Source organism: Synechococcus sp. PROS-7-1, from assembly GCF_014279795.1.
Lineage (GTDB): Bacteria > Cyanobacteriota > Cyanobacteriia > PCC-6307 > Cyanobiaceae > Synechococcus_C.
Window position 1 is genome coordinate 43,299 of the sequence record NZ_CP047945.1, and the last position, 12,676, is coordinate 55,974.

The 12,676-nt window shown below is 62.5% G+C and carries 14 protein-coding genes; 7 read left to right on the forward strand and 7 right to left on the reverse strand.

What is annotated here, in order from left to right; genetic code table 11:
* The first annotated feature begins 53 nt into the window (after nt 1–53).
* The 5 genes from cbiD to mrdA all read left to right on the forward strand — a co-directional run bounded on the left by cbiD (nt 54) and on the right by mrdA (nt 5,718).
* On the forward strand, nt 54–1,262 hold the full coding sequence (gene cbiD / locus SynPROS71_RS00235) for a cobalt-precorrin-5B (C(1))-methyltransferase CbiD (protein WP_186597781.1): 1,209 nt from the start codon (nt 54–56) through the stop codon (nt 1,260–1,262).
* The gene (gene guaA, locus SynPROS71_RS00240; protein WP_186595885.1) at nt 1,243–2,829 is read left to right on the forward strand and encodes a glutamine-hydrolyzing GMP synthase; all 1,587 of its coding nucleotides are present in this window, start codon (nt 1,243–1,245) and stop codon (nt 2,827–2,829) included. Before cbiD ends, guaA begins: the two co-directional genes overlap by 20 nt.
* A 62-nt stretch (nt 2,830–2,891) precedes the next feature.
* Nucleotides 2,892–3,503 carry a hypothetical protein gene (locus tag SynPROS71_RS00245; RefSeq protein ID WP_186595886.1) on the forward strand — a complete coding sequence of 204 codons (612 nt, stop codon included), beginning with the start codon at nt 2,892–2,894 and terminating at the stop codon, nt 3,501–3,503.
* An 18-nt stretch (nt 3,504–3,521) separates the two neighbouring features.
* The gene (locus SynPROS71_RS00250; protein ID WP_186595888.1) at nt 3,522–3,899 is read left to right on the forward strand and encodes a hypothetical protein; all 378 of its coding nucleotides are present in this window, start codon (nt 3,522–3,524) and stop codon (nt 3,897–3,899) included.
* Between the two features lie 4 nt (nt 3,900–3,903).
* A complete protein-coding gene (gene mrdA / locus SynPROS71_RS00255; protein WP_186595889.1) occupies nt 3,904–5,718 on the forward strand; it encodes a penicillin-binding protein 2 in 1,815 nt (604 codons plus the stop codon).
* 8 nt (nt 5,719–5,726) lie between these two features.
* On the opposite strand, the gene SynPROS71_RS00260 is transcribed toward mrdA, so the two are convergent.
* From SynPROS71_RS00260 to SynPROS71_RS00275, 4 genes are all read right to left on the reverse strand, one after another.
* Nucleotides 5,727–6,875, reverse strand: coding sequence for a glycosyltransferase family 1 protein (locus SynPROS71_RS00260; RefSeq protein WP_186597783.1), 1,149 nt, complete (start codon nt 6,873–6,875; stop codon nt 5,727–5,729).
* Nucleotides 6,876–6,888: 13 nt separating this feature from the next.
* On the reverse strand, nt 6,889–8,082 hold the full coding sequence (locus SynPROS71_RS00265) for an NAD-dependent epimerase/dehydratase family protein (protein WP_186597784.1): 1,194 nt from the start codon (nt 8,080–8,082) through the stop codon (nt 6,889–6,891).
* Between the two features lie 58 nt (nt 8,083–8,140).
* Nucleotides 8,141–8,308, reverse strand: a complete 168-nt coding sequence (gene psb34, locus SynPROS71_RS00270; RefSeq protein ID WP_186595890.1) for a photosystem II assembly protein Psb34 — start codon at nt 8,306–8,308, stop codon at nt 8,141–8,143.
* Nucleotides 8,309–8,408: 100 nt separating this feature from the next.
* Complete coding sequence (locus tag SynPROS71_RS00275; protein ID WP_186595891.1) at nt 8,409–9,221, reverse strand: thiazole synthase; 813 nt, start codon at nt 9,219–9,221, stop codon at nt 8,409–8,411.
* 106 nt (nt 9,222–9,327) lie between these two features.
* Here SynPROS71_RS00275 and SynPROS71_RS00280 point away from each other — a divergent pair, with 106 nt between their 5' ends.
* Nucleotides 9,328–9,837, forward strand: coding sequence for a hypothetical protein (locus SynPROS71_RS00280; RefSeq protein WP_186595892.1), 510 nt, complete (start codon nt 9,328–9,330; stop codon nt 9,835–9,837).
* Here the strand turns inward: SynPROS71_RS00280 and SynPROS71_RS00285 are convergent.
* Genes SynPROS71_RS00285 through rpmI form a run of 3 tightly spaced genes read right to left on the reverse strand, consistent with a single transcriptional unit; the run spans nt 9,805 to nt 11,021 of the window.
* Nucleotides 9,805–10,398: a hypothetical protein gene (locus SynPROS71_RS00285; RefSeq protein ID WP_186595893.1), complete on the reverse strand. Its 594-nt coding sequence runs from the start codon at nt 10,396–10,398 to the stop codon at nt 9,805–9,807. The genes SynPROS71_RS00280 and SynPROS71_RS00285 overlap by 33 nt on opposite strands.
* Before the next feature lie 34 nt (nt 10,399–10,432).
* Nucleotides 10,433–10,780: a 50S ribosomal protein L20 gene (gene rplT / locus SynPROS71_RS00290; protein ID WP_011931992.1), complete on the reverse strand. Its 348-nt coding sequence runs from the start codon at nt 10,778–10,780 to the stop codon at nt 10,433–10,435.
* Nucleotides 10,781–10,823: 43 nt separating this feature from the next.
* Nucleotides 10,824–11,021 (reverse strand): 50S ribosomal protein L35, encoded by a 198-nt coding sequence (gene rpmI, locus SynPROS71_RS00295; RefSeq protein WP_186583793.1) that lies wholly within the window; start codon nt 11,019–11,021, stop codon nt 10,824–10,826.
* Nucleotides 11,022–11,080: 59 nt separating this feature from the next.
* Here rpmI and SynPROS71_RS00300 point away from each other — a divergent pair, with 59 nt between their 5' ends.
* A complete protein-coding gene (locus SynPROS71_RS00300; RefSeq protein WP_186595894.1) occupies nt 11,081–12,658 on the forward strand; it encodes a SpoIID/LytB domain-containing protein in 1,578 nt (525 codons plus the stop codon).
* Nucleotides 12,659–12,676: the final 18 nt, after the last annotated feature.

Sequence of the window (12,676 nt, forward strand, 5' to 3'; positions counted from 1 at the left end):
CTCTGGAGTGCCAATCCTCCATCCTAAAAAACGATCCGCTGCCCTTCCCCGTTATCGCTGCCCCTGTTCTTGATTCCGGATCCGGGCTCACCCTGCCGGTGTGGGTGGCAGCGGCAGCTTGCGCTGCCACCCAGGTGTTGCTCGGCGATTCAGCTCCTGATCGCGTCAGCTTGCAGATACCTGGGGAGTCCGAGCCCCGCAGTGTGCCGGTCCAGACCGCGTGTTGTGTTCGCGATGGTGCCCAGGCTCTGGCCATCAGCGTGTGTGACCCCGGTCCTGGCCTCGATCTCACCCGTGGTCTTGAAATTTGGGTGCACGCCTGCTGGGGTCCTGCTGATCAACACTGGCTGACGCTGAAGGCTGGGGCGGGGGTTGGCCGGCTTGAGCGCAATGGCTCCCTGTGCATTTCAGGTTTCGCCAAGGATCTGCTGGAGTGCAATCTCCAGAATCTCGTGCCCAGTGGCCAGTGTTTGGAGCTTGAGGTGGTGCTACCCAGGGGGCGAGAGTTGGCGCAACGCACGAGCAACGTTGCCTTCGGGGTAGTGGAAGGTCTGGCGCTCATCGGCACGCAAGCGGAGGTGCAGGCCAGCGCTTCTCCAGATCAGCTCCAAGCCGCGCTGGTGCGTCTTCAGACTTTGACGGGGACTCCTGGTTTTCAGGGGCGGCTGACGTTGGTGATCGGCGAGAACGGTCTTGATCTGGCCCGATCTCTGGGCCTCTCGTCCCATCAGCCTCAGCTGAAGTCCGGCAACTGGGTGGGCCCGCTGTTGGTGGCGGCCGCTGAAGCGGGTGTGGAGGAGCTTCTGCTCTTCGGATATCACGGGAAACTGGTGAAGCTGGCTGGCGGCATCTTCCACACCCATCACCATCTGGCTGATGGGCGCCTAGAGGTGCTGGTGGCGCAAGGGGTGAAGCAGGGCCTGCCTGGTGATCGCCTGCGCGGATTAATGGCTGCTGCGTCTTTGGAGGAGGCTTTCCGCTGGCTTGCGGATCAGGATCGTGATCAGGCTGCGGCGTTGTGGCAGGCCGTGGCCGCAGCCGTGGAAGAGCGAAGCTTGGCCTACCTCGCGCGCTATGGCTGCAGCGGCATGCGCGTGGGTGCCGCTTTGTTCGATCGTCAACGCCAGTTGCGCTGGGCAGGACCTAGCGGGCAGGAGATGCTCAAGCGCTGTGAGGTCCTTCTCTACGCTGATGGATCGGCCGCCGATTGCGCGGTCACCCGTTCCACGGCTCACGGGCGAGATGTCACAGGCTCCGAATGAAGGTCAGCGTCAGCCGGCCATTGTCATTCTTGATTTCGGCTCTCAGTACTCGGAACTGATCGCCAGGCGGGTCCGAGAGACCGAGGTGTTCTCCGTGGTGCTCGGTTACAGCACCTCGGCGGAGGAACTGCGCCGGATGGCTCCGAAGGGAATCATCCTCAGCGGTGGACCCAGCTCCGTCTACGCAGAGCACGCACCCCTGTGTGACCCAGAGATCTGGAACTTGGGTATTCCCGTTCTCGGGGTTTGCTACGGCATGCAGCTGATGGTGCAGCAGCTGGGCGGTCGTGTGGTGGCGGCCACCGGCAAAGCCGAATACGGCAAGGCACCGCTCGAGGTGGATGACCCCACCGACTTGCTCACGAATGTGGCCAACGGATCCACGATGTGGATGAGCCATGGGGACTCGGTAGAGGCCCTGCCGGAAGGGTTCGTGCGATTGGCTCATACCGCCAACACGCCCGAGGCGGCTGTGGCCAATCACCAGCGCAGGCTTTACGGCGTGCAGTTCCATCCCGAGGTGGTGCATTCCACCTGCGGGATGGCGATGATCCGCAATTTCGTTTATCACATCTGCGGCTGCGAGCCGGATTGGACCACGGCGGCATTCATCGAGGAAGCCGTGAAGCAGGTGCGGTCTCAGGTTGGTGACAAGCGGGTGCTGCTGGCCCTGTCCGGGGGTGTCGATTCTTCCACTCTGGCCTTTTTGCTGAAGAAGGCCATCGGTGATCAGCTCACCTGCATGTTCATCGACCAGGGATTCATGCGAAAGGGGGAGCCGGAATTCCTCATGGATTTCTTTGATCGCAAGTTCAACATTCACGTTGAATACATCAATGCCCGCCGGCGTTTTCTCGACAAACTCAAAGACATCACCGATCCGGAGCAGAAGCGCAAAATCATCGGAACGGAGTTCATCCGCGTGTTTGAAGAGGAGAGTCGTCGCCTGGGCCCCTTCGATTACCTGGCCCAGGGCACCCTTTATCCCGATGTGATCGAGAGCGCCGGCACCGACGTGGATCCCAAAACCGGTGAGCGGGTGGCGGTGAAGATCAAGAGCCACCACAACGTGGGTGGTTTGCCGAAGGATCTCCAGTTCAAGCTGGTGGAGCCCTTGCGCAAGTTGTTCAAAGACGAAGTGCGCAAGGTGGGTCGTTCGCTCGGCTTGCCGGAGGAGATCGTCCGGCGTCATCCCTTCCCAGGGCCTGGGCTGGCCATCCGCATCCTCGGCGAAGTGACGGCCGAGAAACTCGATTGCCTGCGCGACGCGGATCTGATCGTCCGCGAAGAGGTGAAAGAGGCGGGGCTCTATCACGAGATCTGGCAGGCGTTCGCCGTGCTTCTGCCCGTGCGCTCCGTGGGTGTGATGGGTGACAAACGCACCTATGCCTGGCCAATCGTTCTCCGTTGCGTGTCCAGCGAGGACGGCATGACAGCGGACTGGTCGCGGTTGCCTTACGACCTGATGGAGACCATCTCCAACCGCATCGTCAATGAGGTGAAGGGCGTGAATCGGGTGGTTCTCGACATCACCAGCAAGCCACCGGGGACGATTGAGTGGGAATAAGGGGCGTAGGGGCTGGTGGGCCACGCTCAGTGCCGATACCCTGAGCCCCCGGCCTCAAGTCTGTGACCGCTGCCCAACAGCAGGACCTGCAACTTCAGCGTCGTCTGCAGCAGGACAGCATCCAGCTCGCAGGCAAGACCATTTACATCAATCCGTTCCTGTACTGGAGACGGTTTGACAGCAACACGGATCGCTGGTTGAGGGAACCTGGCCAGCTCAGCGAAGAGCAAATTCAGCAGAATCGAATTCGCTTCTATCCGGAGCTCGAGTGGGCGCTCCTCGATGAACGTGATCAGGAGATCAAGGATGGCGCCGTTGAGATGTTTCTCAAGAGCCTGGAGCTGATCAGCACGTTTCATCCCGAGCTCACCTCCGGGCAGCTTCTGGAGGTGGAACGCAAGATGGCCATCACCAAGAAACGCTCCTTCGAGCGCTGGGTTGAGAAGTCCTATCGCCGCAGAACCCGGGAGGAGTCCAGGGAAAAGCGGCGTTTTGCCCGCAACCGTTTCTTGCGGGGATGGGGAGAATGGATCGCTCTGGACACCACCCATCAAGCTCTGGTGCCGGTGGTGGCCTTGCTGGTGCTCTCCGCTGTTGCGGGCTGGTCCCTGGGGTCGTCACGATCCAGTTGTCCGACACTTGTGCTTCCGCCGGAGCAGACTGGAGTTCGTTGAGTAAGGCGTTCCGGATCCATGGCTGAAGGCCAACCGCTGGATGAGCTTCGTCTGGCTTTGATGCAGGACGTGCTGCCCATGGGACTGGCCTTCGTGGACCGGGTGCGCAGCGAAGGACCGGCTCGGGTTGTGGAGTCGTTGTCCCAGGGCGGTGATCCGTTGGCCGACCTGCGCAAGGAAGGGGAGCCTGCCGCGCGGGTGTTGCGGGAGCGATTGGATCAGATCAGCCCGGGCCTTGGTAACCCTGTGATGCCGGTGCAGGTGCAGGTGGATGAGCCCGCTGAGGCGCAGGAATCGCCTTCGCTTTCGGATGATCCCCAGGAGCTGCAGGAGGTGTTGGTTCGCATCGAGAAGCGCCTGCAGCGGCTCGATGCCTTGATCACGCCAGGGGATTAACACCGTGGCGGGTTTCGCGCAGGGGGACGGGCAGCGGCATGCCGGTTTGCGCCAGCAGCCCCTGGTGTTACTGGGTCTGGTGCTGTTGGTGAGCACCGCCATGGTGTCTCGTTTGGTGTGGCTTCAGGTGCTGGAAGCGCCGCGCTATCGCCAACTTGCTGATGAAAACCGAATTCGTTTGGTTCCGCGGTCGCCCACCCGCGGTCGGCTGCTCGACCGCAAGGGCCGGGTGCTGGCCTCCAGCAAGCTCACCTACTCGTTGTATGTGGAACCGCGTCTTGTGGATGATGCGGCCTGGCCGGATTTGCGCGATCGGCTAGCCCGCCTCCTGAATCTTGATGCGGATGTGCTGGAGCAGCGTCGGGGTGGTGGCCTGGCCAGGGATGGCTACCGCATCAATTTGGCCACCGATCTGAAGCCGGAACAGGTGCTGCGTTTCCGGGAGCAGGCACTTGGGCTCAAGGGGGCGCAGGTGGATGTGGACATCCTTCGGGCCTATCCCCATGGAACCCTGGCCGCCCATGCCCTCGGTTACACCCAGCCGATTACGGAAGACGAATACAAATCGCTGGCCAAGAAGGGTTACAAGATTCGTGATCGGATCGGCCGGATCGGTGTGGAAGCGGCCTACGAATCTCACCTGCGCGGCGCCTGGGGCGGCCAGATGCTCGAGGTGAATGCCATGGGCGAGGTGCAGCGCCACCTCGGTGACCGCCCATCGGTGGCGGGCAAGGATCTCACCCTTACCCTGGATCTGGATTTGCAGAAGGTGGCTGAGCAGGCCCTGGCGGACAAGCCCGGGGGCGCCATCGTGGCCATGGATCCAAGGACGGGCGCCATCCTGGCGTTGGCCAGCAAACCCACCTTCGACCCCAACTTCTTTTCCAAGCTCGTCACCACGCAGAAGGAGTACGACGCGCTGTTCTCCAACCCGAAGAAGCCCTTGCTCTCCCGGGCGATGAATCCTTACGACCCCGGCAGCACTTGGAAGGCGGTGACAGCGATGGCTGCTATGGAGTCAGGCAAATTCCCGCCGGACACCAAGTTGCCCACGATGGCTTGCATCACCTACGGCGGTCATTGCTTCCCCGACCACAACGGCGCTGGTTTCGGCACCATCGGTTACGCCGACGCGTTGCGCTTCTCCAGCAATACGTTCTTCTATCAGGTGGGGGTGGGAGCTGGTTCGCGCGCCCTGCAAAAGGCAGCGACGGCCCTCGGTTTTGGGCAGAAATCAGGCATTGAGATCGGCTGGGAGGAAAGTGTCGGTCTGGTGGGTGATGAAGACTGGGCCGCGGCGGGTCGTGGCTGGGCGGAACCGGGGACGACCCCATGGATTCCGGAGGATATGGCCAGTGCGTCCATCGGTCAGTCGGTGGTGCAGATCACGCCGTTGCAGTTGGCTCGGGCGTATTCGGTGTTTGCCAACGGTGGCTGGCTGGTCACACCCCACCTGGCGGATCAGGGTCTGGATTGGACCGATGCGTCCCGTCGCACCAAGGTGGAGATGAAGCCTTCAACCTTGGCCAAAATCCGTGAAGGTCTGCGCAAGGTGGTGTCTGATGGCACTGGTTTTGCTCTGAACGGGCCGGGCATTCCTCCAGCAGGCGGTAAGACGGGGACCGCAGAGGACAGCACTGGCGGTCCGGACCATGCCTGGTTCGCTACCTATGCCCCTTATCCGGAAGGAGAGATTGTGATCGTGGCCTTTGCTCAGAACACCCCCGGGGGAGGGTCCGTGCATGCTCTGCCGATGGCCAAGAAGGTGATGGAGGTGTGGAACCGCAACCGTGCCCAACCGATCCCATCGGCTTCCTAGCGCCTAATTCAGGCGGCTGCGTTCAGCTGAGGCTGCTTCAGAACCTGGCGGTAATACCCGCGCAGCTGCTCGGTGGCGCCGGCCCATCCCCAGCGCTCGGCTTCCGAGCGGGCGGCATTGCGCAGGGCCTGGCGTTCAAGGTCGTTGCCCAGCAGGCGTTGGGTGGCTTCGATCAGGCTGGCCGCACCGCCATCGGCGCCGTCGGGTTCGTAGAGGCAGCCGTTCACCCCGTCGGTGATGATGTCGGGAATGCCCCCCCGGTTGGCTCCCACCACGGGGCATCCCGCTGCCATGGCCTCCAGCAGCACCAGGCCAAGGGTTTCGGTACTGGAGGGGAAAAGGAAGGCGTCACCGCTGGCGTAGGCACCAGCGAGCTCCTCGCCCGCCAGGTAGCCCACGAAGGTGGTTGCGGTGCCTTCGAAGTGCTTTTCCAGCTGCTGACGGTGAGGCCCATCGCCCACGAGGGCGAGGCGGGCGTCGGGCAAGGCTTCGAGCACAGGCTTGATGCGCTCGATCTGTTTCTCAGCGGAGAGGCGGCCCACGTAGAGCAGTAGGGCTCCGCGGTCGTCATGGCAGCCGAGCAGCCGCTGCCGGAGCTCCGCACTGCGCAGTTCGGGCCGGAACAGCTCGGTGTCCACACCGCGCTGCCAGAGGTCTGTGTGCTGAATCCCCTTCTCGCTCAGTTCCTGCACCATGGCGGTGGAGGTGCAGAGATTGAGCAGTGCCTGGTTGTGGGCTGCCTTGAGCAGTTCCCAGAGCAGGGGCTCGAGCATGCCCATGCCGTAGTGCTCGAGGTATTTGGGCAGGTGGGTGTGGTAGCTCGCCACCAGCGGAACCGATTTGGCTTTGGCCAGCCAGATTCCTCCAAGGCCCAGCACCGCCGGATTCACCACGTGGATCAAGTCAGGCTGGAAGTTGTCGATCGCCTCGGAGACGGCGGGTCGGGGCAGTGCCAGCTTCAGTTCGGGGTATAGCGGCAGGGGCATGGCCGGAACGCCGATCAGGCGCGCTCCCATGTACTCCTCAGGACATCCCTCCGGGCAGAACACGGTCACTTCATCACCGGCATCCACGAGGTGCTTCACCGTTTTGGTGAGACGGGTGACGATGCCATCGACCTTGGGGAGGAAGGTCTCGGTGAAGAAGGCGATTTTCAAGGGAGTGCCCTGATCAAGCGGTAGCGATGGCCTGGGCCTGGGTCTTGGTCCAGGCGGAGGTGCAGAGGATGCGGTTGCGATCGCAGCGGTCGGCATAGCGCGTTGCGATCTCCACCACTTCCTTGAGCAGGCCGTCATCGAGGGTGGTGGGATTGAGTCCCAGCTCAATGAAGCAGCGGTTGTCCACGATCAGGTCGTTCTCCACGGCCTCATTACGGGGGTTGGGCAGATTGTTCACCTGAGCTCCGGTGAGAGCGGCCACTTTCTTGGCCAATTCACCCACCTGATGGCTTTCGGTCATCTGGTTGAAGATCTTCACCCGCTCGCCCTGGGTTGGTGGATTCTCCAAGGCCAGCTGCACACACTTCACGGAATCGCGGATGTGAATGAAGGCACGGGTCTGGCCGCCGGTGCCGTGCACGGTGAGGGGGTAACCGATCGCCGCTTGCATCAGGAAGCGGTTGAGCACTGTGCCGTAATCGCCGTCGTAATCAAAGCGATTGGTGAGGCGCGGGTCGCGGTCGGTGGCATCGGTGTTGGTGCCCCAAACGATCCCCTGGTGCAGGTCGGTGATGCGGACCTTGTCGTTCTTGTTGTAGTAGAGGAAAAGCAGCTGATCGAGCGTCTTGGTCATGTGATAGACGCTGCCCGGGCTGGCGGGATGGAGAATCTCCTCCTCGAAGCGGCTGCCGTCCGGCTGGGGGACCTCCACCTTGAGGTAGCCCTCGGGAATCGTGGCGCCGCGGTGGGAGCCGTAGCCGTACACGCCCATGGTGCCGAGGTGCACCACATGGATGTCCTGGCCGCTCTCCACGATCGCGGCGAGCAGGTTGTGGGTGCCGTTGACGTTGTTGTCGACGGTGTAGCGCTTGGTGGCGCTGCTCTTCATCGAATAGGGAGCAGCGCGCTGTTCGGCGAAGTGCACCACCGAGTCGGGCTTTTCCTCGATCAGCAGATCGAGCAGTCGCTGGTACTCATGGGCGATGTCCATGTGCACGAAGCGCATCGGCTTGCCGCCGATCTCCTCCCAGGCCTTGAGACGCTCGCCGATGGTGGTGATCGGTGTGAGCGATTCCACCTCGAGGTCGATGTCGATCTTGCGCCGGCTGAGGTTGTCCACGATCAACACGTCGTGGCCCTGATCAGCGAGATTCACGGCACAGGGCCAGCCGCAGAAGCCGTCACCACCGAGAACGAGAACTTTCACCTCAAACTCCTGCTGAAGCGTGCAAGCCGCCAATCTGGGGCAAGCTACTACAGGCTTTTCAGCTGATCGCCACAGTGAAAGCCATCAGGGCGATCACAAGCAGGGAGCCGCCCACCACGATCAGTCGGGAGCCATTGCTGTGGCTGGCTTCCTTGCTCAGCACCTCCATGCGTGGCTCGTTCGCAAATGCGTTCAAACGGCCTCCGTCCTCCTGGGTGACCTGCATGGGTTCCTCATCAATTGATCCGGACCTTATGGAGCTGATGGTGCAGGGGCCTGGATCCTCAATGCAGCTTCATAGGCCTTGATCTGCCGTTACAGACACGTCAGCCGTTGACCTTGCCGGTGGTGGGGGAGCTAGGTGAGGCCTGGGCCCGGGTTGGCAGGCGGCCCGCTTGGAAGGCCTGGCGCCCGGCCCGCACGGCGGAAGCCATCGCTTCGGCCATCAGCGGCGGATTGCCAGCAAGCGCGATAGCACTGTTCACCAGAACGGCGTCCGCTCCCATCTCCAAGGCAGCAGATGCCTCGCTGGGTACGCCAATGCCTGCATCCACCACCACGGGAACTGAGGCGTTCTCAATGATCAGGGCGATGTTGGAGGCGTTGCGCAACCCCTGACCGGATCCGATCGGAGAACCCAGGGGCATCACCGTGGCGCAACCCACCTCTTCCAGGCGTTTGGCCAGCAATGGATCCGCATTGATGTAAGGGAGCACCGTGAAGCCCTCTTTCACCAGCTGTTCAGCGGCCTCAAGTGTTCCGAAAGGGTCCGGCAGCAGGTGACGGCTGTCGGGAATCACTTCCAGCTTCACGAAGTTGTTGTTCTCCTGGCCGGCGAGCCGTGCCAGTTCCCGTCCCAGCCGTGCCACCCGGATGGCTTCCTCTGCCGTGGTGCAGCCAGCGGTGTTGGGAAGCATCCAGATCCGTGTCCAGTCGATCGCTTCCATCAGTCCGGCGTGTCCGGCCGCCACCGTTTGCACCCTGCGAACAGCCACAGTCACCATCTCGCAGTCAGAACGCTCCAGGCTCTGTTGCATTAACGGAAGGCTCGGATATTTCCCCGTGCCGGTGAACAGCCTGCTGCGGAACTGGCGGCCACCGATCACAAGCGTGTCGGTGCTGGTCGGGGTCGAATCCATGAAAAGGGACGGAGGGACTGGTTAGGGAACCGGATCGGAAAACGGACGAGCACCACTGAAGGGCACTACCGTGCGCCCATCATCCGTTCTCGTCACGTCTGTCACCATGGACATGAACGCGCCGATTGAGATTCCGGCGACCTTCGAACCATCTCTGCCCCTGGATAGCTCCGTTCTGGACGAGCCCCTCGTGCTGGATGGCACGGTTCAGCAATTTGATCCGGTGCTGCGTGCGGCTGATCTGGCTGCCACCATGCCCCGTCAATGGTGCGGCAGTTACAAGTCGTTCACGTCCGGCAACGCGGTGGATGTGAAGCTCACGCTGGCGAGCGTGCAACCGATCGGCCAAATGGTGGATCTGCGCGGTGACATGGTGATCGCCGGCGTCAGCACGCCCGTGCAGGGCAATCTCAATGCCACCTCGGACCAGCTTGATCTGCTCCCTTTGGCCGGTGAGCTTGCTGACGATCTTGAAGCCGGTGGTGACTTTCTCGGACTGCAGGGAATGAGTCTGTCCGGTTGGCAAGCGCCAAGACTGACCAATCTGGGCGGCAGTCTCAGCCTGGCTCCCAGCTGCTCCGGTTCAGAAGCCCCTCCCATCCGGGCTCTCTGGTGAATCACTCGTGGGTGTTGTCTCGGAGCGGCTGCTGGCCTGGCGCTTAGCAGCGCGCTCCAAGCGATTGAGGCGCTTCTTCGCTGTTTGATTGTTGGGCTCGAGCTTGAGAACCTTCTGATACAGCTCACAGGCCGCATCCCTGTTGAGCAGGCGTTCTTCTGCGAAGGCCAGATTGTTGAGAGCCACGGGATAATCCGCCTTGGCTTGCAGCGCTGATTTGTAATGCCGGATCGCTGTTGAAAAATCCTTCTGGGCGGCCAGAGAGAAGCCCAGAGCGTTCTGGATCAGTGCGCGCGCTTCCTGCGGTTCGTTTCCAAGCCGTTTCACAGCCTGTCGCAGGGTGGCTGTGGCCTGGGGATACAGGCGCTTGCGCAGTTGAACGGAGGCCAGTTCGTAGAGGTCACCGGCATCGCGAGAACCAGCTGCATCCGCCTGCTCAAGACGGATGAGGTTCTGTTCATCGCGGCGGACGCGCAGAAGCTGGCGACCAACGACAACGGCAACGATTGCCAGCAGGCCAGTCAGGCCCAGCAGATAGGTCTGCGGCAGAAGGGATTCCATGGGGGGAAGAGATGGTCCCGAGGCGGGACGCTACTCAACCCTGAGTGGCATTCACCACAGTTGTGAAGCTGGAAGGATCAGCCACGGCAAGTTGAGCCAGCATCTTGCGATTGATGCGCACATCGGCCTGTTTCAAACCACCGATCAAACGGCTGTAGCTCACACCGTTAAGACGGGCTGCTGCATTGATGCGTGCAATCCACAGACGGCGGAAATCGCGCTTGCGCCGGCGACGGTCGCGGTAGGCATTGCACAGGGCCTTCATCACCCGCTGATTCGCGGTGCGGAACAGGGTTCCATTGCTGCCGCGGAAACCGCGAGCGAGGCGGAGGATCTTGTTGCGGCGCTTACGGGCGACGTTGCCTCTCTTGACGCGTGCCATGAATTCGGTGGGTAATTAAGAAACGATCGTGCGCTGAAGCTGATCAGGCGTAGGGCATCATCAGGGCCACCCGCTCTTCGTCCGTCCGGTCCACCACAGCTTTGGTGGCCAGGTGGCGCTTCAGTTTCGGGCTCTTGTGATCCAGCAGGTGATTGCGGAAGGCGCGCCGACGCAGGAACTTGCCAGTGCCTGTTGCCTTGAACCGCTTGGCGGCTGCTTTGCGGGTCTTGAGCTTGGGCATGTCTCTGGCGGCACGGGGCACAAACGAAGACAATAGAACCTCACCCTCCCCACAGCCAAATGTTCGGTGTCCGATCTCTGGCCCACCTGCTGGTGCTGCCGGTTGTGGCGACGGTCGGTTGCCGGGCTCAAGACATCAGGTCTATGCCGCCAGACCTTCAGGCGCCGGTACTTCCCACCCATCGCTCCGTGCCGGCGCCGCCCGCTGCGGGTCAGGCAACTCTGTGGGTGTCGCTGGCAGATCACCTTGGCCGCGGCACTCTTCCGCAGCATTCCGCGTCTCTGCTCACGCTCACCAGTGCCGGCCAAGCGCCGCTGCAGCTTCTCGATCCCAGCGGAACGGTTGTGGCCGATGGCCCAAGCCTGCGCTTCAGCTGGCGATTGGTGCCCTTAGAGACTCCCCTTGCCGTGGCCAGACGGGTGGCAGGGCCTCTGGCCAGTTTCGAATCAGCCGAGCGGCTCGCGGATCGTTGGCGGGATCAAGGTGTGGAGGCCAAGGTCGCCCACCCCGATGAGTGGGAAGTGTGGGCACCGCTCGATGCGCCGGATCTCTCCGGTGTGGCTTTGCGTGATGTCACGACCACGATTGCGGCCGTGGTTCGACCCGTGCTGGAGGGAGCTGAGGGTGGCCGCACGCTTCAGGGACCTCTGCAGGTGCAAGCCCCGAATGGATTGCGTTGGAAGGGTGGTGTGATGCGTGGCCCCTTCCGGCTGCAGGCCGATGCCTACGGCAGCTGGACCTTGCTGGAGCAGGTGCCTCTGGAGCGATACCTGGAGGGCGTTGTGCCCCATGAAATCGGTGCAGGGTCTCCCGCTGCAGCCTTGCAGGCTCAGGCGGTTCTGGCCCGGACCTGGGCCCTGGCCAACAGCCATCGTTTCGCGATTGACGGGTATCACCTCTGCAGCGATACCCAGTGCCAGGTGTACAGCGATCCGCGGCAGGCTTCAGCCTCCGTGCGTGCGGCCATCCGAGCGACGTCCGGTGAGGTGCTCCGCTGGGAGGGCGAACCCATTCATGCGGTGTACCACGCCACCAATGGCGGGATCAGTGCCAGCGGTGAGGAAGCCTGGGCGATGGACCCATTGCCGTATGTGCGCGTGCAGGCGGATGGAACCCAGGCCTGGCGCGAGTCCACGCTGCTGCCCCTGCAGTCGGCGGAGGGCGTGAAAGCGCTCCTGCAGCGCCGGGATGGCGCTTATGGCGCCGGTCATCCGCGCTTCCGCTGGACACTCAGCTATTCAGCTGGCCAACTGGCCCAGGCGTTGGCGGCAGCCGGCAAGGGCAATGCCCTTCCCACCAAAGTCAGCGTGCAGGACCGGGGGCCGAGCGGACGTGTGCTGGCTCTGGCGATCGAGCGGGATGGGGGTGCGCCCTCGGTAGTGCTGCGCCTTGATGCGATCCGCCGGACCCTCCGCCGCCTCCCCAGCACCCTGTTTGTGCTTGAGCCTGAGGGAGCTGGTGCCTGGCAATTCCAGGGCGGTGGATTCGGTCACGGCGTGGGCCTGTCGCAGGCCGGGGCCATTGATCTGGCCGGTCGCGGCTGGAGTGCGCAGCGCATCCTTCAGCACTACTACCCCGGGACCCGATTGGAGCCGCTTCGGCAGGCTCCACCGACTCCTCCTGTTCAAGCCCCTTAAAGTTCGTGGTATTCGCAG